This is a genomic window from Constantimarinum furrinae (assembly GCF_014295415.1).
Taxonomy (GTDB): Bacteria; Bacteroidota; Bacteroidia; order Flavobacteriales; family Flavobacteriaceae; genus Constantimarinum; species Constantimarinum furrinae.
This window is the reverse complement of record NZ_CP052909.1, coordinates 890,176-911,831: the sequence shown is the minus strand read 5'-3', so window position 1 is coordinate 911,831 and position 21,656 is coordinate 890,176. Positions and strand designations below refer to the sequence as shown.

Genomic DNA, 21,656 nt, shown 5'->3' with positions numbered 1-21,656 from the left:
CGGATTTTCAAAAAATTAGGTCATGAGGCTCTCCAGATCATTGCGCTTTCGAATATTTCTCTCTATGCTGCTGCTGGTCGTCGGGGCGTCCATTCTAATTGCTATAGTAACGATTTATCAATACAGAGAAGAAGCGCAGGACTACCACAGGGAACGTCTTCAGCGTAAGGAAATAAACATACGTGAAAATATAAACTATGTCCTTAGGAATACCACCTATCCGGTTCAAACCGACCAGTTGCCACTTATTTTTAAAGATAAGATATACGAATTAAAGGATATTCACAATTTGGAGATCTACTTATACGATCTCGACGGGAATTTGCTAAAGTCTTCTAAGGCCTCATTTTTTAAAGATACCGCGCATAGCAAGATCCCAAAATATGTAATGGATGCCCTTCAGAATACATCCTCTAAAAGTTATGTAGAGGAGTTTGAAGAAGACGGACAGGAATATCAATCCTCTTATACCTATCTCACAGACAGCTATTTTAAGCCTCTTGCCATACTTAACCTGCCGTATATTGAGGACGATGGATTTATAAAAAAAGAGCTTAAAGAAAATCTTACGAGGCTTGGAATGGCTTATATCTTTATGATCCTTATCGCGATTACTTTAGCCTATTTTCTCTCTACGTATATAACACGATCCCTCAACGAGATAAGCGAGAAGATTATCGATACGCGTCTTAATAAGCGAAATAAAAGAATCGATATCGCCAAAAATACCACTGAGGAAATCACAAATCTTGTGAAGGCCTATAACGGAATGATCGATGAATTAGAAAGCAGCGCGGCTCAATTGGCTGCCAGTGAGCGGGAAGCCGCCTGGCGTGAAATGGCGAAGCAGGTAGCACATGAAATTAAGAATCCGTTGACCCCTATGCGCCTCACGGTACAGAGTTTTCAACGTAAATTCGACCCGGAAGACCCCGATGCTCAGAAGAAAATTGACGAGTATAGCAATACGCTAATTCAACAAATAGACACCATGAGCTCGATCGCCTCGGCATTTTCCACCTATGCACAAATGCCGGCGCAGCAGGATGAAACCCTCAATGTGGTAAAGATCACAAAACTAGCTCTTGATATTTTTAATGAAGACTATATCTATTTCTTTTCTGAAGAAGAAGAGATCATCGCCAGATTTGACCGTACGCAGTTAATACGCGTGATCACTAATCTTGTTAAAAACAGTATTCAGGCCGTGGAGCAAAAACAACCTGAAGAACCCCGAATTGAAGTAAAGGTGTTTGCTGAACCGGGCGTAGCGGTTATTGCAGTAATGGATAATGGTATTGGGGTAGCTGAAGAAAACATGCAACGGGTTTTTGAACCGAAGTTTACAACAAAATCTTCCGGTATGGGGCTCGGTCTTGCGATGGTTAAGAAAATTGTTGAAACCTATAAGGGTAAAATTAGTTTTGAATCTTCGGTAGAGAAAGGAACAATTTTTAAGGTTACATTTCCGAAGCAATCCTAAGTATTTTTGTAATTTTAGGGATGTAATTTCCCCCACAAACCTAAAATAACATGAAATACAACAACATTCTCGTAGCGCAAAACGAACATATCGCTACGATCACCATTAACAGACCATCAAAACTCAATGCGCTTAACAAAGCGACGATCAATGAACTTCACGATGCGTTTAAAACAGCCGACTCCAATAGATCGGTAAAAGTGATCATTATTACCGGTGCCGGAGAGAAGGCCTTTGTAGCCGGGGCCGATATCAGCGAATTTGCAGATTTTTCCGTAGCTCAGGGTCAGGATCTTGCTGCACAGGGGCAGGCGGTATTATTCGATTATGTGGCTCACTTGTCAACGCCGGTTATCGCCGCCATTAATGGTTTTGCTTTGGGTGGTGGACTGGAATTAGCCATGGCAGCACACTTTAGAACGGCCAGCGACAATGCAAAAATGGGGCTACCTGAGGTTTCTTTAGGGGTAATTCCCGGTTATGGAGGGACACAACGCCTTCCTCAACTGGTAGGAAAAGGACGCGCTATGGAGATGATCATGACCGCAGGAATGATCGATGCCGCTCAGGCGCTGCAATACGGACTCGTAAATCATGTGACCAGCCCCGAAGCGCTTATGGAATTTACCAACAAGATTGCCGAAAAGATCAGCCGTAATTCTTCTGTGGCTATATCTGCTGCGATTACTGCCATCAATGCCGGTTATGAAGACGGTGAAAATGGCTTTGACGAGGAGATCACTCAATTCGGGAAGTGTTTTGGTACAGCCGACTTCCAGGAAGGAACTCAGGCGTTCCTTGAAAAGCGCAAAGCAAAATTTCCGGGCAAGTAAATAGGAAATATTCCAATTGAAATAGGAAATATTCCAAATTTAGAATAACTTTGGATTTTACAATTCAAAGTTTTTTTATGCCTGAAGATTTTTTGAAGGGGCGTGGAGCCCAAAAAAAGGTGCACAACCGATTTTTCAAATTAAATCACGAAATACGCGACGATTTCCTGAATTTTTGTATAGCTGAAGGGGAAGAAGCCGACCAAAATAAATCGAAATATATCGATGTTTATCCAAAGACCTTTGTAAATAAGGTGACCAGTCCAGATGTAGGGATGCAATATTCGGCCAATCCATATCAGGGATGTGAGCATGGTTGCGTGTACTGCTATGCGCGAAACAGTCATGAATATTGGGGGTATGGTGCGGGATTGGATTTTGAACGGAACATACTCGTAAAACAAAATGCGCCATTCCTACTGGAAGAACAGCTTAAAAAACGTTCCTGGCAACCCAATACCATAGTATTCTCAGGAAATACCGATTGTTATCAGCCAATTGAGCGCAAACTGGGAATTACCAGAAAATGTCTTGAAGTAATGCTGAAATGGAAACACCCAACCGGGATCATCACTAAGAATGCATTGATCCTTCGGGATCTAGATATTCTACAAGAGATGGCAAAGCTGAATATTATTTCAGTCTATCTTTCGATCACTTCTCTTTCCGAAGATACACGCCGACTCCTGGAACCCCGAACGGCCAGTATAAAGCAACGGCTAAAAACGGTGGAGATGCTTTCAGAACATAACATTCCTGTGCGGGTGATGATGGCTCCCATTATCCCATCACTAAACAGCCATGAAATACTGCCTCTGGTTAAAAAAGTAGTCGAACTGGGCGCCCGAGATGTGTCTTATACCATAGTCCGTTTAAACGGACAAATAGGTGAAATTTTTGCCGATTGGGCAAAGAAAACCATTCCCGATCGTGCCGAAAGAATTCTTAATCAGATCGCCGAATGCCATGGAGGAAATCTAAATGACAGTCATTGGGGAAGAAGGATTAAAGGGGACGGAGCCATTGCGATGCAGGTTAAGAATACGATGACCATAGCAAAGAACAAATACCTCAAAACCCGAAATAAGGAAAGTTTAGACCGATCGCATTATTTGGCCATAAAAGACCCGCAAATGAGGCTTTTTTAAATCGTGTAATAGGTCGAAATTTATAAATGATCGGAAAAATTAATGACGATCTATTCATTTATTTCGTAGCTTGATTGGAACCATTATACCATCATCAATATGCGTTCATTCCTACTTTTTAGTCTATTGTGTATTTCGTTGCCTTGTCTTGCACAGGACGTGACCACTATAGCGGCGCGTATTCAGGATGCAAAGACCGGTGAACCCATCGAATTTGTTAATATTGGATTTGCTGAAAAAGGAATTGGCACGGTAAGTAACGCGGAAGGAAATTTTAAACTCACCTACAAATCTTCTGCAATTTCCAAAGACGACGTATTGCAAATTTCTTCCATAGGTTATGAAACCAGACTTCTTAACAAAGCCGAGCTTAAAGAATTGATTTCATATAAGGTTATTTTAAAGTTGCAACCTAAGGCATACGGACTACAAACGGTTGTATTAAACGGTACCGCACGGGAAAAAAAGATCATCGGGAGCACAGCCTATACAAGTGCCGATTATGGGTACTGGCGAAATAGTTTTGCCTTAGGAGGCGAAATTTCGTCAGTGATTCGCGTGAAAAGGAAGCGCACGAAACTACATAATTTGAGTTTCAATATTATCGAAAACCTGTCCGATAGTATACTTGTTCGCGTAAATGTATATCACTACGATCGCGGAAACCCCGGAAAGAATCTTCTGAATGAGAATATCTATCATATCATCTCTAAAAAAAGCGGTAAGGAAACCATTCCGTTGGAAGATTACAATATCTATGTAGATGACGATATCGTCGTTAGCATTGAGTTGGTCGAGATCTATGGGGACACCTTGTATTTTGCTATTTCTGCTAGTCCGTATAAAGGACTATCCTTTACCCGGGAATACAGTCAGGATCGCTGGGAAGTGTACAGGGATATTAGTCTGAGTTTCAACTTACTCACCTCGCATCCCACTAATGAAAAGGAAGGTGTAGTTGAAACAAGGCCAAAACCCGAAAAAATTCTGTTGTATTGGGACAGTGCTCTGGGCATGGAGAGCAGGAACAGAGATGAAGAGTTGGAGGTTCTTTATAATTATATCAAAGAATTAAAAACCGTTGAGGTGGAAGCGGTAAAATTCAGTACCGGGTTTTATGAATCTCAAACGTTTAAATGTAAGAAAGGAAAATGTAAGGAATTGATCAGTTTTCTTGAAGACACTCGATATAATGGTTCTTCAGATTTTTCAAAAGTGTTGAAAACCAATGAATCCAAGGCTGAGACTGCCCTGTTGTTTACCAACGGAAAAACACTCTTTGAGCCGCTTCGATCACAGATTGATATTCCGGTCTTTGTGGTGAATTCCTACAAGGATGCTCCGCATCAGGAACTGCAGGATCTGGGATTGTATTCGGGGGGCTATTATTTAAACCTCACAAAATACAACCCCAAGCAAGCCGTTGAAGCGCTACGCGTCTCCGCTAAAGATCAAAACGATTATGAAGCTTCCGAAGAAATCGACGAACGTAATTTTGTTTATGGGACCGTCTACAATGAATCGGGATTGATAGAAGGCGCAGTGATTTCGGTAAAGAACAGTTTGTACGAGGTAAGGTCTAACAATAATGGTGAATACCGAATAAATGCTAAACCGGGAGATGTATTACGAATCGAGGCATTGGGAATGCTACGAAAGGATACACTTGTATCTGAATTAAAAAAATTACATATCCCATTAACGCCCAATGGCGAATTGATAGAGGAAGTGATAGTGACGGGGAAAAGGAACCCTGAAAAGAATATATCGACACCCTTTGGGATGAAAAGCAGAGAAGAGATAGGAATCTCGGTTCATAAAAAAATTACCAGCGAGGACATTAAGGATACACATACAGATCTGGCGCAACTCTTGAACTGGGGGGTTGGAATAGATGCAGTTGCCCAGGGTGTCCCCGGTGAGTTTAAGTATAGGTTCAGAAAATTTAAACATGCGAGCTTCCAATTGGAAACGTATGCTGCAGTGGTGATTGACGGGATCGTTTATGATCAAAACATGCCATTTGTAACAGTTCCACCTATTGATCCTCAGCAAATAGAGAGCATTCTATTTCTTCAATCGGCGGCCGGAACGATCAGGTATGGTTCTGCCGCAGCTTATGGGGCTATAGTGATAGAGACAAAAACCTATTCAAAAGCCAAGGACAGCTCGGTTGATTCCATCGATACACTGTTGGTTTCAGGAAATGATTATATGGAAAGTATCCCGATGATCACAGAACTGGCCGGGAGTGGGACTATTCCCGATTATCTCGAGAAACTTACAAGTGCCGGCACTTTTAATGAAGCCAAAGCCATTTATTTCAATTATCTGGAAGAAGTCGAAAGTTCTGTGAGTTTTTATGTGGATGTATCTGATTACTTTCTGAAATGGGACAAAGAGTTTTCCTATGCAGTATTGTCCAATCTCGCTGTATTGGCCTCAAAAAATCCGAAAGCGCTGAAGATCCTCGCTCTTAAGCTGGAATCGTTGGGAAGACTGAAGGAAGCTAAAGCGGTTTATGCTCACATAATAGATCTAATTCCAAGAAGCGCCGAGGCATACAGGGATATGGCACTTATCCATTATAAGAATAAAGAATTCGATGAAGCGGTTTCGCTATACCTACAAATGTATTCCAATAGTATTCCTAATGTTGATTTTACAGAGATTGGCGATGTTGTGATCAATGAATTTCAGCATTTGATTACAAACCACCGTTCACAAATAGATCTTAAATCTATTCCGAAGGAACTTCTTGAACTTGGCTTTAAACAGGATATTCGTATAGTCTTTGACTGGACCGATTCTATGAGCGAATTTGAGATCCAGTTCGTAGATTCCAACAACAAATTTTTTACGATGGACCATACGGTGTTTAATAGTCGCGAGGAGATCAGCAAGGAATTGAAATATGGGTACAGCCTTAAAGAATTTATTATCGATGATGCCGAAGTGGGAAAATGGCTTATCAACATTCAGAATTTGGGCGATGAAACCGTTGTGAATCCAACATACATAAAGTATACCTTATTCAGAAACTACGGATTGCCGGAAGAAACACAGGAAGAAATGATCCTTAAGTTAAGCGAACACAATACAAAAGTCACTTTGGATACGCTTTTAAACTGACTCAATCGAACCCAGAACAATGCGCTCAACCTCATTGATGAGTGCCAGTGGTTCATATTCTGAAACTTTTATGGCCGGATGTACTTTAAATTTCAATACTACACCTAGGGGCATTGGAAACATCCCGTATTTCTGAAGCTTCCACGAATTACTTATACTAACGGGAAGTACATAGGCTTCCGGAGCATTTTCAAATAAGATCTGTAATCCCTTTCGTTTGAAAGGTTTTGGCTCGCCCGTTCGACTTCGGGTACCTTCCGGGAAGATCACAACACTTCGGTGGTATTGAGCCACATATTTACCGATCCGGGTAATCTGCTCCATCGATTGTTTGGGGTTTTTCCGATCAATTAACACCGAACCACCATATTTCAGGTTATAGGAAATAGAAGGCAAACCCTTCCCCAACTCTATCTTGGAAATAAATTTTGGGTGATAGCGACGCAGAAACCAGATGAGGGGCGGAATATCCCACAAACTTTGATGATTGGCTACAATGATGATGGGTACATTATTCGGAATACTGCTGCGGTCTGAAAAATGAATCCGCGTACCCAAAATATGAAGCAATCTAACGATGAGGGCATTAAAATAATCCACACTTACCTTGTGTGCCTGATAACCGAACAGTTTCAAACAAACACGTTGTATCAGGTCGAACACTACTAAATTCAATCCGAAGAACAGATAGAAAATTGCAGTAACGGGATAGCTTAAGATGTGTAGCAGCTTTTTCATTTCGTCTCAAAAATAAAAAACCGCCTGCAAAACAGCGGCGGTTTTATTTTATAATAGAAGGATTTAGCAATATTCGTCGTACGCTCCCTTAAGATTTTCTGCAATTATATCGGCAGAGCGCCCTTCTATATGATGACGTTCTAACATATGAACCAATTCTCCATCCTTGAATAATGCCATAGATGGTGAACTTGGAGGGAAAGGCATCATTTGTGCTCTTGCGGCGTCAACGGCTTCTTTGTCCACTCCCGCAAAAACGGTCACCAAATGATCGGGTGTCTTTGCATTTTGAAGTGACATACGAGCTCCAGGTCTGGCATTGGCTGCAGCACAACCACAAACCGAGTTTACGACCACTAGTGTAGTCCCTTTTTTATTGAGGGCATTGGTCACATCGGCTTCGGTATATAATTCGGAAAAACCAATATTGGTAAGGTCTTCGCGCATGGGTTTAACTAATTCTGCTGGGTACATAACTTGAAATTTTAAGTATAAAACAATTTTGTACAAAGGTAACCAATTTTAGACCAAAACCTGTAACAACGACCTCTAAAGGAATACTTATCTTTGCGCACAAATTTTAAATTGTTATGATTCGTTGGTTAGGTGCCATTGTCGGTTTTATGTTTTACAGGTTTACAGGAGCGGTAATTGGCTTTATTTTGGGTAGTCTGGTGGATAATCTGGGTGGAAAGAAAGGAAAATCATTTACCTCCATGTTTGATTCACAACCCGGAGAACGGGTTACACCTGCCGATTTTGAACTGAATCTTTTATCCCTTGCCTCCTTGGTCATTAAGGCAGACGGCACTGTAAATCAGAGTGAATTGGATTATGTGCGTCTGTATTTTGTACAAGCCTACGGAAAGGAACGTGCCAATGCCACGTTTAAGGTGTTTAATGAAGTTATTAAGAAACGAGAGATATCTGCCACAAACATTTGTAATCTATTAAGACAACGTACCCGCTACGAATCCCGGTTACAAATACTACATTTTCTCTTTAGTATTGCAAATGCCGATGGGCATGTGACCGAAAGCGAAGTACTTGAAATTAATAAGATCGCCGGGTATCTGGGCGTAAATCACCGCGATTTCGAGAGCATCAAGGCAATGTTCTTTAAAAATCCCGATAGTGCCTATAAGATCCTTGAGATCGACCGCAGTGCAACTGAAGCCGAGATCAAAGCGGCATACCGAACCATGGCCAAGAAATATCATCCCGATAAACTTCAACATATGGATGAAGCCTATCAAAAAGGTGCCGAGGAAAAATTCCGTAAGGTAAAAGAGGCCTACGAACAACTTCAGAAGGAACGCGGATTCTAATATTTTTTCTAAAAATATATAAATATTATGTTGATATAGTGTGTTTTACCACAAAATTTAGATAAGGCTAAAAATAAAAACAGTATTTATATAAAAATATGTTTACCTTTGCCCTATGTTTTCATTAGCAGAAGAAAATTACCTAAAAGCGATCTACCATCTGGAGCAGGAAATTCAGGGGGAGGTCAGTACTAATGCCATTGCAGATCGGATGGATACAAAACCGTCTTCGGTAACCGATATGGTACAAAAATTAGCTGATAAAGAAGTGCTTTCTTATAAGAAGTATAAAGGAACCTTATTGACCCCAAGCGGTAGAAAGATAGCGGCAAACGTTATAAGAAAACATCGTCTGTGGGAAGTATTTCTTGTAGAAAAGCTCAATTTTCACTGGGATGAGGTACATGAGATCGCAGAACAACTCGAACATGTTCAAAGTGAAGAACTCGTAAGGCGTCTGGATAAATATTTGGGTCACCCCGATTTCGATCCCCATGGGGATCCGATTCCCGATAAACACGGAAATGTAAAAAGAACAGAGAAAAAGTTGTTGTCTGAATGTAATAAGAATCAGCAAGGTGTCTGCGTTGGCGTAAAGGAGTCCAGCGTAGAATTTTTACAATATCTCGACAAAAGAAAAATAAGTATCGGCACAAAGATCAAAGTACTTGGGAAGGAGTTTTTTGATAGTTCTATGATCATTCAGGTTGGAAGCGACCAATTCTTTATCTCACAAAAAATTGCAGAAAACCTATATGTACAAACCAACTAAAATGATATATAAAAGAACGTTATACGTTTTATGCTTCGGAATTTCCTTCGGAATAAGTGCTCAAAACGAAGCATCTATCCCTGAACTCATTACAGACCGACCCGATGCCACTGAATCACCAAATACGGTCCCCAAAGGATATTTTCAAGTAGAAACAGGAGCTTTTTACGAATCTTTTAAAGAGAATTCCCTTCAAACTGAAACCTTCGTCTATAATACGACTCTACTGCGCTACGGACTGCTTGAGAATTTTGAACTGCGACTCGGCTGGAATTTTGAAGAGGTTACATTCACGGCGAATGGATTGGAACAACCAAATGTGTTAAGCGGTATGTCGCCGTTGCTGGCAGGTATGAAAGTAGAGATCACTGAAGAAAAAGGCTGGATGCCCGAGATCGGATTGCTGGGTCATTTTATGTTTCCGTTTACGGCGGCTTCAGACTACCGTCCTGAAACTACAGCTGTGGATTTCAGGTTTTCTTTTGCGCATACGGTGAGTGAAAATTCCAGCATTGCGTACAATCTTGGAGCACAATGGGGAGATGATTCTCCCGAAGCTGCTTATGTGTATACGCTGGTGTATGGGTATAGCATTACTGATAAATTTGGTGTTTACGCCGAAGTATATGGTGATCTGCCCGAAGACAGTCGTGCAAATCATTTTTGGGATGCCGGGTTCACTTATCTGCTTCAGCCGAACCTGCAATTGGATGCTACCATAGGCAGAAGTTTTACTGAAGGACAAGACATATTATTAAGTGCTGGAGTTAGTTTTAGAATTCCGAAATAACAAATAAAAAGAAGAAAAAAACCATGAAGAAGATCCTTATTGTCGTTATTGCAGTTAGCCTTTTCGGATGTAAGAATCCTGAAAATGAATCAAACAGACTTAAGGTCGTGACCACTACTACCATGATCACCGATCTTGTGAAAAATATAGGAGGTAACCTTATCGATGTTGAGGGATTAATGGGGGCAGGGGTCGATCCACACCTGTACAAGGCCAGCGAGGGGGATGTGTCTAAATTGTATCAAGCAAACATTATCATCTACAACGGACTCCATTTGGAAGGAAAGCTGGTAGAAGTCTTTGAAAAGATGGAATCACAGGAAAAAATTCAGGTGCCACTGGCCGAAGCTCTTGATAAAAGTAACCTTATAGGTTCAGAATATTTTGCATCGAGTTTCGATCCGCATGTTTGGTTCGATATTTCTTATTTTAAGCAATTTGCCGAACGGGTTGCTGAGGTTTTAGCTGAAAATGATCCGACAAATGCCGAGTTTTATATCAAGAATAAGGAAACCTATTTGCAAAAATTAGAAGCTCTGGAAACTGAAGTAAAGGCTACCATTGAAACTCTTCCGAAGGAAAAGAGAATTCTGGTTACAGCGCATGATGCGTTTAATTACTTCGGAAAGGCTTATGACTTTGAAGTTGTTGGCCTACAGGGTTTATCCACTGCCACTGAAGCCGGTGTTCAGGACGTACAGCGATTGTCGCAATTTATCATAGAAAAGGATGTAAAGGCTATCTTTATTGAGAGTTCGGTTCCCAGACGGACTATAGAAGCATTACAAGCGGCGGTACTGTCGAAGGGACATGAAGTTAAAATTGGAGGATCATTGTATAGTGATGCACTGGGAGATCCGGATACTGTAGAAGGTACTTATTTGGGGATGTTCCGGTACAACGTAAATACCATAGTTAACGAATTAAAATAATGACCACCACAAAAAATGCCATACAGGTAGATGATCTTACGGTTGCGTATAACTATAAGCCAGTGCTGTGGGATATAGATCTCACGGTTCCGGAAGGTGTATTAATGGCAATAGTGGGGCCAAACGGTGCGGGAAAATCCACCTTGATAAAAGCAATATTAGGGATCATTAAACCAATAGCCGGTAGTGTAGCGATCTACGACAAACCGTACGACAAGCAGCGGAAACTGGTAGGCTATGTGCCTCAAAAAGGTAGCGTAGACTGGGATTTCCCAACCACCGCACTGGATGTTGTGATGATGGGAACCTATGGAAATCTTGGATGGATAAAGCGACCGGGGCAAAAGGAAAAGAAGGCCTCCCTCGAAGCTCTCGAAAAAGTAGGGATGCTGTCATTTAAGAATCGTCAAATAAGTCAGTTGAGCGGGGGCCAGCAACAACGGGTCTTCCTGGCGCGAGCGCTGGTTCAAAATGCATCTATATACTTTATGGATGAACCGTTTCAAGGGGTGGATGCCACTACTGAAATTGCCATCATCAACATTTTAAAGGAACTTAGAAAAGCCGGAAAAACAGTAGTTGTAGTCCATCATGACCTACAAACCGTGCCCGAATATTTTGACTGGGTTACTTTCCTGAACGTCAAAAAGATTGCCACCGGACCGGTTAAAGAGATCTTTAATGACGACAACCTTACGAAAACCTATGGGATTAATTATAAGGTCGCGATTAATAAATGATAAATGTTGGAAGTCGGAAGTCAGCAGGCGGAAGATTGAAGACTCAAGAGCGAAGGTAGAGGTTCATTTGTGAAATTTGATGTAAACTTCTGAGTTCTTAAACAAAAAAATCGATAATAGAAAAACGATGTCCTTAGTCGAATATTTCGAACAGCTGTTTTCAGATTACACCCTGCGTACCATCACTATGGGGACGGCGGTATTGGGAGCGATTTGCGGGATGTTGGGAAGTTTTGCCGTACTTCGGAAGCAAAGCCTATTAGGAGATGCCATTTCACATGCTGCCTTACCCGGGATTGCATTAGCCTTTCTAATTACAGGAGCAAAGGATTCGAATATATTGTTGATTGGTGCTTTAATTAGCGGATTAATTGGCACCTTCTGGATACGAGGAATGACCTCAAAGACTCATCTTAAAAGCGATACTGCATTAGGCTTGATTCTCTCATTATTTTTTGGTTTCGGGATGTTGTTACTCACTTTTATTCAGAAACAACCCAACGCCAATCAGGCCGGGCTGGATAAATATTTGTTTGGTCAAGCCGCAACACTGGTCGAAAGCGATGTGCGATTAATGGTGATCGTTACCGGAATTTGTTTGGTGATTCTATTGCTGTTTTGGAAAGAATTCAAAATATTACTATTCGATGCCGATTATACCAAAACACTTGGGTTTAATACACGCTTTATCGATATTTTAATCACTTTCTTTATAGTATTAGCCATAGTGTTAGGTCTGCAGACGGTTGGGGTGGTGCTTATGAGCGCTATGCTATTAGCACCGGCAGCCGCCGCCCGCCAGTGGACGAATAAATTAAGTACTATGATCGTATTGGCCGCGATCTTCGGAGCTTTTTCGGGGGTAGTGGGCACGGCCATAAGCGCCAGTGAGAATAATCTGTCTACAGGGCCGGTAATCGTATTGGTTGCGGCAGTCTTTGTGTTGTTCTCATTTGTTTTTTCACCCGGTCGCGGACTGCTATTCCGTGAGATCAGATTTCGAAAGAACCGAAATGACCTTCAGCTTAAAAAAACGCTTCAGTTTATGTATGGCATCGCTAAGAATCACGAGGATATATCACACCCTCATGCGATACGAATACTCAATAATTTTCAGGGATTTACAAGAAGATCACTTCAGAAGCTGGAAGATAAGGAATGGATTACGATCGATGGGCAACAGTGGTCCATGACAGCTGAAGGTTTTACTGAAGCAGAGAACCTTTATAACCAACAAAAACCACATGACTAGTCCGCAACTTGAAATACAGCTCATCGCAGCGGTAGTTGCAGTAGCCTGTGCCATCCCGGGCGTGTTTTTGGTACTTCGGAAAATGGCACTTATAAGTGATGCCATAAGTCATTCGATCCTACCCGGAATCGTACTCGGATTTTTTATCACACACGACCTTAATTCGCCATTGCTTATTTTACTCGCGGCCATCACCGGTGTGATCACGGTGGTTCTGGTCGAGGCTATTCAAAGAACAGGTTTGGTGAAGGAAGATACAGCTATTGGATTGGTGTTTCCTGCCCTATTTAGTATTGGAGTGATCCTGATCGCAAAAAATGCCAACGATGTGCATCTGGATGTTGATGCGGTTTTATTAGGTGAATTGGCTTTTGCTCCTTTCGACCGACTGCTGATGATGGGCATGGACATGGGTCCCAAGTCCTTATGGATCATGGGCGGTATCTTGCTAATAAGTCTGGTGTTGTTGTTTATGTTTTTTAAGGAATTGAAGGTGAGCACCTTCGATTCGGGCTTGTCGGCAGCATTGGGGATTTCTCCTGTTGTAATGCATTACGGACTCATGTCGGTTTCTTCGGTAACAGTAGTTGGTGCCTTTGATGCCGTTGGAGCAATACTAGTAGTCGCACTAATGATCGCTCCTGCAGCAACAGCCTACTTACTTACATCCGACCTGAAGAAAATGCTGTGGTTATCCATTGGTTTCGGGATATTTTCGGCTATAGGAGGATATTGGTTTGCACATTGGTTGGATGCATCCATATCGGGTTCGATGACCACCGTACTCGGGTTCGTTTTTTTAATGGTCTATTTGTTTGCGCCACGGAAGGGATTACTTTCAGTGCTGTACCGACAAAAACAGCAGCGTACCGAAGTTTCATTACTAACTTTCCTCCTTCATTTAAATAACCATTCCGAAGAAAACGAACGTCATATAAATCATTTAAACGAACACATTAACTGGCAGAAGGTGCGTTCAAAAACAGTGCTGGATCTTGCACTAAAGAACAATATGATCACCATTGACAATGAAGTAGTGTCTCTTACCGATAAAGGAAAGGAATTTACAGATCTGGCCTTAGAATATATTATCACCAACAAGGATGATAAAATCGAACCTATGAAAGATGATTTCTTTTTGTTCCGCGGCTAGGTTGATTTGGCACTATTTTTCCTATATCTTTAAAACAGAAAAAGAAAATGATGAACAAGACACTTTTAATGCTCTTCTTTTTTGTAAGCGCATTGGCCTTTTCACAGGACGATACTATTAAAGTCCCAAAAATCGGGATAAAAATAGCTCTGGGTGAAACTGTTGAGTTAAATGGGGTTGCCGTAAAATTTTCTGAAGTTTTGGAAGATTCACGCTGTCCTGCACAGGTAGAATGTATCTGGGAAGGAAGAATAAGAATTCATGTTGAAGTTGGCCGAGTGAATGACGATTCTAGTATTAAGGAATTGATCTTCGGAAAAGTACGTCTGCAAGAGACTGCTGAAAAAACCATCTATACGGCCTCTGAGATGATGATTGAAGGTATTGCGGTAACACCATACCCGAAAGAGGCGGGAGAAAAACTTGATTACTGTCTGGTGGTAAACGTAAAAAAACCTGAATGATCAATGACAACCACAGTCTTTATCACCACATTTCGTCTTTCCGCCGTCCAGAGTCCCCGATGATCTCTGACGACCTTCAAAAATAGGGTTCCAAACAAATTTCTTGAGCAGATATCCTGCAGCAAGAGTGAACGTTATGAGAACTAATACGGTTTGCATAGTACAAAGATACTTATTTTAAAAATTGATAGGCAGCCAGCGCGACGATATATGCAATAGCCGACATGGCAAATAGTTGCCAAAGCGGCCATTTCCAACTGTTGGTTTCTCTTTTTACGATTGCCAGAGTACTCATACACTGCATGGCAAAGGCATAGAATAATAATAGGGATACACCGCTTGCAAAATTGAACAATGGTGTTCCCAAAACAGGATTTACTTCAGCGGCCATTCGATTTTTGATAGTTTCCTCTTCTTCACTCCCCACACTGTAAATGGTGGCTAAGGTCCCAACAAAAACCTCCCGTGCCGCAAAGGAACTAACGATCGCTATCCCGATCTTCCAGTCGTAACCCAAGGGTCGTACGGCTGGTTCAATCCCTTTACCGATAATACCGATATAGGAGTTTTCGAGTTTAAAGGATGCGATCCTGGTTTCCAGTTCCTCTTCGCTGATATTTTCTGAAGTACTTTGTTGAGTGACAATGGCTTCGGCATCATTAAAATCACCCGGACCATAAGATGCGAGTACCCAAAGGATGATAGAGATCGCCAATATGATCTTCCCTGCCCCTACCACGAAAGATTTTGTTTTTTCGATTACCGTGATCACCACATTTTTAAACATAGGGAGCTTGTAATTTGGCATTTCGACCACAAAGAAGGTGCGGCTTCTAATTTTAAGGATCTTATCTAGAATATATGCTGAAAATATTGCTGCACCAAAGCCCAATAAATAAAGGAACATAAGAGTAATTCCCTGCAAACTAAAAATACCTAAAACGCGCTGCTCGGGAATCACCAAAGCAATTATGATAAGATAAACGGGAAGTCGGGCAGAGCAAGTGGTAAACGGTGTAACTAGTATGGTTATTAGTCGTTCTTTCCAGTTTTCAATATTACGTGTCGCCATAATGGCGGGGATAGCGCAAGCTGTTCCAGATACCAATGGAACCACGCTCTTTCCGCTTAACCCAAAACGTCGCATTACGCGGTCCATTAAAAAAACGACTCTACTCATATATCCGCTTTCCTCCAGAATGGAAATAAAGAGAAATAGAAAGGCGATTTGCGGAATAAAGATCACTATACCTCCCAGTCCTGGTATTATTCCCTCTGCAATGAGGTTGGTAAAGTCTCCCGGAGGGAGTGAATTTTTCATCCATTCACTTAAGGAAGCAAAGGTACTGTCGATAAACTCCATGGGGTAGCTACTCCAGTCGAATATGGCCTGAAATATCAATAAGAGAATTCCGAAGAAAATAAAATAACCCCATACCTTATGCGTAAGTATCCGGTCTAAACGTGCACGAAGGTCTTTCGCATTCGCAGTATCGATAGTAAGCGTTTCTTTAAGTGCATTGTTGATGAACTGATACCGGGCAATGGTCTCTTTTTGCTGAAGACGTTTCAGATTGCTAACAGATTCAGTTTGAAATGTCGCTACTCCTTTCAGCTCTTGTCTATCCAGTTTTCCGAAGTTTACATCCTGAGTAATTACCAGCCAAAGTTTATACAGATCCTGTTTGGGGAATGCCTTCCGAAGCCTGTCAAAATATTCAGGTGCGATAGAAGAAGCATTTAGACAAGGCTTTGTAGAAAGTTGGGTGTAATGGGTGATGTATTCTTTCAGTTCGGTAAAACCTTCATTTTTTCTGGAACTGATAAGTACAATTTTGGTCTCCAGTGCTTCTTCAAGAGTTTCCACATCCAGCGAAATTGCCTTTCTCTTCATTCTATCGGCCATGTTAATGGCAAGAATAGTTGGGATTCCGAGATCCTTGATCTGGGTAAACAATAACAAGTTACGCTTCAAATTTTCAATTTCTGCAACCACTACGGCTACATCGGGAAAATCCTTGTCGTTTTTGTTCAACAAAAGTTCGATCACCACATTTTCATCCAGGGAGGAGGCATTTAAACTATAAGTTCCCGGAAGATCGAGCACATGAGCTTTTATTCCTCTTGGGAGTTTGCAGATACCTTGCTTTTTTTCTACGGTAATGCCGGGGTAATTACCAACTTTTTGATTAAGCCCTGTAAGTCGGTTAAAAACCGAAGTTTTCCCGGTATTAGGATTTCCAATAAGCGCAACGTTAATTTGTCTTGCCATTAGTTGATGATCAGTTCAATAGTAATTTGTGCGGCTGTTTCTTTTCTGATGGCGAGATGACTTCCGTTGATGTTGATATAAAGAGGATCTTTAAAGGGTGCGGTTTGTACCAATGAGACTTCATTACCAGGCAGACAGCCCATTTCAAGTAATTTTAAAGGGATCACATCTACCGAGAATTCGGTGATGATAGCTCGCTGTCCTTTTTTGAGCGTGGCAATAGTACCCATTATCTTTATTTAGATTGATTTTAAACAATGCAAATGTAACAACAATTCCTATGGTGTGCAAGAAGTAAGGACGCCTATTTTTATTGCGTTGAAAGGCGGCTTATTCGGCTTTTAGCAGCTTGATGTCCTCCAGTAATTTTGAGATCGCTTCGGGGTCGGTGCCATCATAGAAGCCTCGAATTCTTCGCTTCTTATCTACCAGCACAAAATTTTCGGTATGGATGAGGTCGTATTCGTTATAGGGGTTATCCTTTGCTGCGAGGTAGGATTTACGGGCGAGATCATAGATCTGTTTCTTATCCCCTGTTACCAGATTCCATTTTTTATCGTTGACTCCTTTTTCAAGGGCATATTTTTTTAAAATATGAACTGAATCGGTTTCGGGCATCACTGTATGAGAAAGTAACAATACCTCCTGATCATTTTTTAATTCTTGCTGAATTTCCAGCATATGATCGGTCATTACAGGGCAAATGGTCTGGCAGGTCGTAAAAAAGAAATCGGCAACATAGATCTTGCCTTCATAATCCTGTTGAGTGACGTTCGTCCCATTTTGGTTGGTCAATGAAAAATCTGCTATGGTATGATATTTCCGCACATATTGTACGGTACTGTCGATGAGTTCCGGGTTAAGTCCGGAGCCCGAGGGTTGATAGACAGGAAGGATCTCTTTGGGCTTCAGAATTGTATAAATTACTGAAATAATAATAACTGAAAGCACTAGTAATACGATCGCCAAGAATTTATATTTGGCAAAAAACTGAAGCATACCTTATAAATTTGATGCAAAATTACGACCTAAAATACTTTTTTCGAATGTGTAACGTATTAAAGTTTGGTAAGACCAATGACAACGATTCAATTATTTTTTTAACAGGGTAGAATAGATTACTTTTGTGCCCTAATTTACACGAACTATGAGTCCATTTGCTGTTAAAGCACTTCAGCTTTTATTAAGCTTATCTATATTAATTGTCCTTCATGAACTAGGACATTTTATTCCCGCCAAGCTATTTAAAACCCGGGTTGAGAAATTTTTCCTGTTCTTCGATGTAAAATTTGCTTTAGTTAAAAAGAAAATAGGAGATACGGTCTACGGTATTGGATGGCTTCCTTTGGGGGGTTATGTGAAGATCTCGGGGATGATCGACGAAAGTATGGATAAGGAGCAGATGGCCCAACCTCCACAGCCTTGGGAATTTAGAAGTAAACCGGCCTGGCAGCGTTTAATAATCATGTTGGGAGGGGTAACGGTAAACATTATTGTAGGTTTTGTGATCTATATTGGGATCCTAAATTTCTACGGAAGGGATGTAACCCTCAATGAAGACCTACCACAGGGATTTGCAGTTGCAGAGGAGTTCAAGGAGTTTGGCTTTAGAGATGGAGATATGATCCAGAAGGTAAATGGCGAGGATTTCCCCTTTGTAACACAAATCAATAAATATCTGTTTCTGCGTGATGTTGAAACCGTTACCGTAACACATACCGACGGTAATACCGAAACGATTGCACTTCCTGAAGATATTGGAACCGAGATGTTTCAAAAGGACATTCTTACTCCTTTTGTGGAACGGGTTCCGCCGGTAATCGACACGGTTCTCAGCGATCATCCGGGCTATGCTGCCGGATTTAAAAAAGGAGACCGAATAGTTTCTGTTAACGGTACCCCGATAACTTACTGGCATGAGTTTAAATTGAATTTAAATAAGGACGTAACGGCGTCCAACTCGGTAGTTGTTAACCGGGATGGTGTTGAAGAAACCTTGAGTGTAGTTCCTAACGAAGACGGAATTGTGGGGATCAATATTGCTGGAATTACGCGTAATATCGATTATACTTTTGGAGAAAGTGTGACGGGAGGAGTAAGCTACGGGTATAATATTCTTAAAGACTACGTGAAGCAATTTAAATATGTGTTTACGGCAAAAGGAGCGACTCAGGTCGGCGGATTTGGAGCCATAGGGAATCTGTTTCCATCGCAATGGAGCTGGATCGCTTTTTGGCAAACAACAGCACTAATTTCGATCATTTTAGCATTTATGAATGTATTGCCTATTCCGGCGCTGGACGGTGGACATGTGATGTTTTTGCTTTATGAAATGGTAACCGGAAGAAAGCCGAACGATAAGTTTATGGAATATGCACAAATGGTGGGATTCTTTTTACTCATCGCGTTGGTATTGTTTGCCAATGGAAACGATATTTACAGGGCCATAGTAGGGAAATAAAAAAAGTAAATTTGTTTTTGCAGCAGATAGAAAATAATTTATATTTGCACCCGCCTTCGCAACCAAGTAGTTGTTTTGGTAGTACCCTGCCCCAAAAGGGCAACAAGAAATTCCTCAGTAGCTCAGTTGGTTAGAGCATCTGACTGTTAATCAGAGGGTCACTGGTTCGAGCCCAGTCTGAGGAGCAATTTTGAAACCTTCACCTTGATGTGAGGGTTTTTTTATGCCGTGACATCTGTTTCAGTGCTCGAATCAGTTCCCCTGCCAAGCGCCGGCTGGCCCCTCGTTGAAAATGTCCACCGGACATTTTTCAAACACTCGGTCCGGTTCGAGCCTGTCTTTCAGAAAACAATTAAGAAAAGTTTAGAAGTGATTTGCTATAAACTCTTGTACCTTTAGCTGCTTGAATGGTACCTTTAAATGACCAAGAAAAACTCGAAATCCGATATTCAACAAAGCAAAGCTCCGTTATTTGTTTCACTTGGAATTATCATTGTTTTAATCCTCCTGTACTTTTTAGTTCCTTCTTATCAGCAATTTTTGAACGAGGCATGGCAGGTGCTTACCAGTAATGATGAAACACGTATCGAAAACTGGGTGAGTGAGTTTGGCTGGTTTGGACCTGTAGTGTTGATTCTGGCGATGGTATTTCAGATGTTTCTTATCGTGATTCCCAGCCTAGCCTTGATGGTTGTTGCGGTATTAGCTTATGGACCGGTATGGGGGAGTATTATTTCGGCATCAGGAGTTTTTGTGGCTTCCACAACTGGATATGTAATCGGTAAATATTTCGGACCCGTACTCGTAAAAAAAATGATCGGTTCCTCTTCAGAAGAAAAATTAGAAAATTTTATTAATGACTACGGATTCTGGGCCGTGGTGATCACTCGTTTTAATCCGTTTTTGTCTAATGATGCGATTAGCTTTGTGGGAGGTGTTCTTAAAATGGGGTATTGGCGGTTTATTGGAGCCACATTACTGGGAATAAGTCCATTGATTCTTTTTATAGCAATACTGGGAAATAATACAGAATCTATGAAAACAGGTCTCATTTGGGGCTCTGTGGTGAGTCTTATCTTATTTGTATTATATGTTTGGTGGGATAAGAGAAGAAAGAAAAGCTCTTGAAACCTACTATTTTTTATACTCTTTCCTTAGGTTCTCGATCATGATCTTTGTCATTTCATCAATTGAGATCTTGTGTTCCCAACCCCAATCATTTCTTGCCTCTGAATCATCAATAGTCTGCGGCCAGGAATCGGCTATGGCTTGGCGGAAGTCGGGATCGTAGTCAATTGTAAAATCGGGTAAGTGCTTTTTAATACTTTGGGATAACTCGTCGGGATTAAAACTGAAGGCTGCCAGATTATAAGAGCTTCTAATTTTCACATCCCCGGCATTTGCCTGCATAATTCCCACCGTAGCTTTTATCGCATCGTCCATATACATCATAGGCAGCGTGGTATCGGCATTAAGAAAGCAAATATATTTTCCATGTTTTAGAGCCTTGTGATAAATATCTACGGCATAATCTGTTGTTCCGCCACCAGGAGGAGCTGTATAACTAATAAGCCCGGGGTATCGAATACTTCGTACATCTACTCCATATTTCTTGTAATAATACTCACACCAACGTTCTCCCGTTTGCTTGCTGATTCCATATACGGTTGAAGGTTCCATCACGGTGCGCTGGGGAGTATCGGCCTTGGGCGTGGTGGGTCCAAATACGGCGATGCTGGAAGGCCAGAAGATCTTTTCGATCTTTTTATCCCTCGCAAGATTCAACACATTGAAAAGTGAATTCATATTGAGGTTCCATGCTTTCATGGGAAACTTTTCGGCTGTAGCTGAAAGCATTGCAGCCATTAAATACACATCGGTGATTTCATGACGTATCACAACATCCTGCACCGCATCATAATCCATCGCATCTAGAATTTCAAATGGTCCGCTGGCCATCATTTGGGCATCGCCTTCAACAATGTCACTCGCTATAACTTTATGGGAACCGTATTCTTTTCGTAAAAAAGCGGTAAGCTCGGTGCCAATCTGGCCTGAGGCACCTATGATAAGAATTCTTTTTTTCATGGGTAGAATTAAAATGGAAGCGTAAAGATAGTGATATTCTAAGGGAATTACTTTCTAATTAATATACGTT

The 21,656-nt window shown here is 41.3% G+C and carries 21 protein-coding genes and 1 tRNA gene; 15 read left to right on the top strand and 7 right to left on the bottom strand.

The features are described 5' to 3' along the window. Positions 1-22 precede the first annotated feature (22 nt). The 4 genes from ALE3EI_RS04200 to ALE3EI_RS04185 all read left to right on the top strand — a co-directional run bounded on the left by ALE3EI_RS04200 (position 23) and on the right by ALE3EI_RS04185 (position 6,596). Positions 23-1,483, top strand: coding sequence for a sensor histidine kinase (locus ALE3EI_RS04200; RefSeq protein ID WP_233279996.1), 1,461 nt, complete (start codon positions 23-25; stop codon positions 1,481-1,483). Between the two features lie 50 nt (positions 1,484-1,533). After that, entirely contained in the window at positions 1,534-2,316 is a 783-nt protein-coding gene (locus ALE3EI_RS04195; protein ID WP_186991141.1) for an enoyl-CoA hydratase/isomerase family protein, read from the top strand. A gap of 77 nt (positions 2,317-2,393) precedes the next feature. After that, positions 2,394-3,464, top strand: a complete 1,071-nt coding sequence (locus tag ALE3EI_RS04190) for a PA0069 family radical SAM protein (RefSeq protein ID WP_186991139.1) — start codon at positions 2,394-2,396, stop codon at positions 3,462-3,464. Positions 3,465-3,563: 99 nt separating this feature from the next. Further along, positions 3,564-6,596, top strand: a complete 3,033-nt coding sequence (locus ALE3EI_RS04185; RefSeq protein WP_186991137.1) for a carboxypeptidase-like regulatory domain-containing protein — start codon at positions 3,564-3,566, stop codon at positions 6,594-6,596. Here ALE3EI_RS04185 and ALE3EI_RS04180 read toward each other — a convergent pair. Together ALE3EI_RS04180 and ALE3EI_RS04175 are read right to left on the bottom strand one after the other, a co-directional pair. Next, positions 6,588-7,334 (bottom strand): lysophospholipid acyltransferase family protein, encoded by a 747-nt coding sequence (locus ALE3EI_RS04180; RefSeq protein ID WP_233279995.1) that lies wholly within the window; start codon positions 7,332-7,334, stop codon positions 6,588-6,590. The two genes, ALE3EI_RS04185 and ALE3EI_RS04180, sit on opposite strands and share 9 nt — an antisense overlap. 63 nt (positions 7,335-7,397) lie before the next feature. Next, positions 7,398-7,808 carry a BrxA/BrxB family bacilliredoxin gene (locus tag ALE3EI_RS04175; protein ID WP_186991135.1) on the bottom strand — a complete coding sequence of 137 codons (411 nt, stop codon included), beginning with the start codon at positions 7,806-7,808 and terminating at the stop codon, positions 7,398-7,400. Positions 7,809-7,924: 116 nt separating this feature from the next. On the opposite strand from ALE3EI_RS04175, the gene ALE3EI_RS04170 reads away from it, so the two are divergent. From ALE3EI_RS04170 to ALE3EI_RS04135, 8 genes are all read left to right on the top strand, one after another. Further along, positions 7,925-8,662 carry a TerB family tellurite resistance protein gene (locus ALE3EI_RS04170; protein ID WP_186991133.1) on the top strand — a complete coding sequence of 246 codons (738 nt, stop codon included), beginning with the start codon at positions 7,925-7,927 and terminating at the stop codon, positions 8,660-8,662. Positions 8,663-8,777: 115 nt separating this feature from the next. Continuing rightward, on the top strand, positions 8,778-9,434 hold the full coding sequence (locus tag ALE3EI_RS04165; protein WP_186991131.1) for a metal-dependent transcriptional regulator: 657 nt from the start codon (positions 8,778-8,780) through the stop codon (positions 9,432-9,434). A 1-nt stretch (position 9,435) separates the two neighbouring features. Next, on the top strand, positions 9,436-10,224 hold the full coding sequence (locus ALE3EI_RS04160; RefSeq protein WP_186991129.1) for a transporter: 789 nt from the start codon (positions 9,436-9,438) through the stop codon (positions 10,222-10,224). A 23-nt stretch (positions 10,225-10,247) separates the two neighbouring features. Continuing rightward, complete coding sequence (locus tag ALE3EI_RS04155; protein WP_186991127.1) at positions 10,248-11,156, top strand: metal ABC transporter solute-binding protein, Zn/Mn family; 909 nt, start codon at positions 10,248-10,250, stop codon at positions 11,154-11,156. Continuing rightward, positions 11,156-11,896 (top strand): metal ABC transporter ATP-binding protein, encoded by a 741-nt coding sequence (locus ALE3EI_RS04150; protein WP_186991125.1) that lies wholly within the window; start codon positions 11,156-11,158, stop codon positions 11,894-11,896. The genes ALE3EI_RS04155 and ALE3EI_RS04150 overlap by 1 nt, the downstream gene beginning before the upstream one ends. Before the next feature lie 127 nt (positions 11,897-12,023). After that, the gene (locus ALE3EI_RS04145; protein WP_186991123.1) at positions 12,024-13,148 is read left to right on the top strand and encodes a metal ABC transporter permease; all 1,125 of its coding nucleotides are present in this window, start codon (positions 12,024-12,026) and stop codon (positions 13,146-13,148) included. Further along, positions 13,141-14,301 (top strand): metal ABC transporter permease, encoded by a 1,161-nt coding sequence (locus tag ALE3EI_RS04140; RefSeq protein ID WP_186991121.1) that lies wholly within the window; start codon positions 13,141-13,143, stop codon positions 14,299-14,301. The genes ALE3EI_RS04145 and ALE3EI_RS04140 overlap by 8 nt, the downstream gene beginning before the upstream one ends. 47 nt (positions 14,302-14,348) lie before the next feature. Continuing rightward, positions 14,349-14,765 carry a hypothetical protein gene (locus ALE3EI_RS04135; RefSeq protein WP_186991118.1) on the top strand — a complete coding sequence of 139 codons (417 nt, stop codon included), beginning with the start codon at positions 14,349-14,351 and terminating at the stop codon, positions 14,763-14,765. Here the strand turns inward: ALE3EI_RS04135 and ALE3EI_RS04130 are convergent, their stop codons facing one another. The 4 genes from ALE3EI_RS04130 to ALE3EI_RS04115 form a co-directional block, all read right to left on the bottom strand. Next, positions 14,766-14,924 carry a hypothetical protein gene (locus tag ALE3EI_RS04130; RefSeq protein ID WP_186991116.1) on the bottom strand — a complete coding sequence of 53 codons (159 nt, stop codon included), beginning with the start codon at positions 14,922-14,924 and terminating at the stop codon, positions 14,766-14,768. A gap of 13 nt (positions 14,925-14,937) precedes the next feature. After that, positions 14,938-17,037 carry a ferrous iron transport protein B gene (feoB, locus tag ALE3EI_RS04125; RefSeq protein WP_186991114.1) on the bottom strand — a complete coding sequence of 700 codons (2,100 nt, stop codon included), beginning with the start codon at positions 17,035-17,037 and terminating at the stop codon, positions 14,938-14,940. Beyond that, positions 17,037-17,267, bottom strand: a complete 231-nt coding sequence (locus ALE3EI_RS04120; protein WP_394367144.1) for a FeoA family protein — start codon at positions 17,265-17,267, stop codon at positions 17,037-17,039. The genes feoB and ALE3EI_RS04120 overlap by 1 nt, the downstream gene beginning before the upstream one ends. A 100-nt stretch (positions 17,268-17,367) precedes the next feature. Beyond that, positions 17,368-18,036: an SCO family protein gene (locus ALE3EI_RS04115; RefSeq protein ID WP_186991113.1), complete on the bottom strand. Its 669-nt coding sequence runs from the start codon at positions 18,034-18,036 to the stop codon at positions 17,368-17,370. A gap of 148 nt (positions 18,037-18,184) precedes the next feature. On the opposite strand from ALE3EI_RS04115, the gene rseP reads away from it, so the two are divergent. From rseP to ALE3EI_RS04100, 3 genes are all read left to right on the top strand, one after another. Then, a complete protein-coding gene (rseP, locus tag ALE3EI_RS04110) occupies positions 18,185-19,498 on the top strand; it encodes an RIP metalloprotease RseP (RefSeq protein WP_186991111.1) in 1,314 nt (437 codons plus the stop codon). A 111-nt stretch (positions 19,499-19,609) separates the two neighbouring features. Next, positions 19,610-19,683 (top strand) — tRNA-Asn (locus ALE3EI_RS04105). A gap of 235 nt (positions 19,684-19,918) precedes the next feature. Beyond that, complete coding sequence (locus tag ALE3EI_RS04100) at positions 19,919-20,626, top strand: TVP38/TMEM64 family protein (protein ID WP_186991109.1); 708 nt, start codon at positions 19,919-19,921, stop codon at positions 20,624-20,626. 6 nt (positions 20,627-20,632) lie between these two features. Here the strand turns inward: ALE3EI_RS04100 and ALE3EI_RS04095 are convergent, their stop codons facing one another. Then, on the bottom strand, positions 20,633-21,586 hold the full coding sequence (locus ALE3EI_RS04095; protein ID WP_186991107.1) for an NAD-dependent epimerase/dehydratase family protein: 954 nt from the start codon (positions 21,584-21,586) through the stop codon (positions 20,633-20,635). Between the last annotated feature and the right edge of the window lie 70 nt (positions 21,587-21,656).

What these genes read in the sequence shown, in the direction of transcription:
- ALE3EI_RS04200 (WP_233279996.1), top strand. Translation starts at nt 23, where the DNA reads ATGAGGCTCTCCAGATCATTGCGCTTTCGAATATTTCTCTCTATGCTG.
- ALE3EI_RS04195 (WP_186991141.1), top strand. Translation starts at nt 1,534, where the DNA reads ATGAAATACAACAACATTCTCGTAGCGCAAAACGAACATATCGCTACG.
- ALE3EI_RS04190 (WP_186991139.1), top strand. Translation starts at nt 2,394, where the DNA reads ATGCCTGAAGATTTTTTGAAGGGGCGTGGAGCCCAAAAAAAGGTGCAC.
- ALE3EI_RS04185 (WP_186991137.1), top strand. Translation starts at nt 3,564, where the DNA reads ATGCGTTCATTCCTACTTTTTAGTCTATTGTGTATTTCGTTGCCTTGT.
- ALE3EI_RS04180 (WP_233279995.1), bottom strand. Translation starts at nt 7,334, where the DNA reads ATGAAAAAGCTGCTACACATCTTAAGCTATCCCGTTACTGCAATTTTC.
- ALE3EI_RS04175 (WP_186991135.1), bottom strand. Translation starts at nt 7,808, where the DNA reads ATGTACCCAGCAGAATTAGTTAAACCCATGCGCGAAGACCTTACCAAT.
- ALE3EI_RS04170 (WP_186991133.1), top strand. Translation starts at nt 7,925, where the DNA reads ATGATTCGTTGGTTAGGTGCCATTGTCGGTTTTATGTTTTACAGGTTT.
- ALE3EI_RS04165 (WP_186991131.1), top strand. Translation starts at nt 8,778, where the DNA reads ATGTTTTCATTAGCAGAAGAAAATTACCTAAAAGCGATCTACCATCTG.
- ALE3EI_RS04160 (WP_186991129.1), top strand. Translation starts at nt 9,436, where the DNA reads ATGATATATAAAAGAACGTTATACGTTTTATGCTTCGGAATTTCCTTC.
- ALE3EI_RS04155 (WP_186991127.1), top strand. Translation starts at nt 10,248, where the DNA reads ATGAAGAAGATCCTTATTGTCGTTATTGCAGTTAGCCTTTTCGGATGT.
- ALE3EI_RS04150 (WP_186991125.1), top strand. Translation starts at nt 11,156, where the DNA reads ATGACCACCACAAAAAATGCCATACAGGTAGATGATCTTACGGTTGCG.
- ALE3EI_RS04145 (WP_186991123.1), top strand. Translation starts at nt 12,024, where the DNA reads ATGTCCTTAGTCGAATATTTCGAACAGCTGTTTTCAGATTACACCCTG.
- ALE3EI_RS04140 (WP_186991121.1), top strand. Translation starts at nt 13,141, where the DNA reads ATGACTAGTCCGCAACTTGAAATACAGCTCATCGCAGCGGTAGTTGCA.
- ALE3EI_RS04135 (WP_186991118.1), top strand. Translation starts at nt 14,349, where the DNA reads ATGATGAACAAGACACTTTTAATGCTCTTCTTTTTTGTAAGCGCATTG.
- ALE3EI_RS04130 (WP_186991116.1), bottom strand. Translation starts at nt 14,924, where the DNA reads ATGCAAACCGTATTAGTTCTCATAACGTTCACTCTTGCTGCAGGATAT.
- feoB (WP_186991114.1), bottom strand. Translation starts at nt 17,037, where the DNA reads ATGGCAAGACAAATTAACGTTGCGCTTATTGGAAATCCTAATACCGGG.
- ALE3EI_RS04120 (WP_394367144.1), bottom strand. Translation starts at nt 17,267, where the DNA reads ATGGGTACTATTGCCACGCTCAAAAAAGGACAGCGAGCTATCATCACC.
- ALE3EI_RS04115 (WP_186991113.1), bottom strand. Translation starts at nt 18,036, where the DNA reads ATGCTTCAGTTTTTTGCCAAATATAAATTCTTGGCGATCGTATTACTA.
- rseP (WP_186991111.1), top strand. Translation starts at nt 18,185, where the DNA reads ATGAGTCCATTTGCTGTTAAAGCACTTCAGCTTTTATTAAGCTTATCT.
- ALE3EI_RS04100 (WP_186991109.1), top strand. Translation starts at nt 19,919, where the DNA reads ATGACCAAGAAAAACTCGAAATCCGATATTCAACAAAGCAAAGCTCCG.
- ALE3EI_RS04095 (WP_186991107.1), bottom strand. Translation starts at nt 21,586, where the DNA reads ATGAAAAAAAGAATTCTTATCATAGGTGCCTCAGGCCAGATTGGCACC.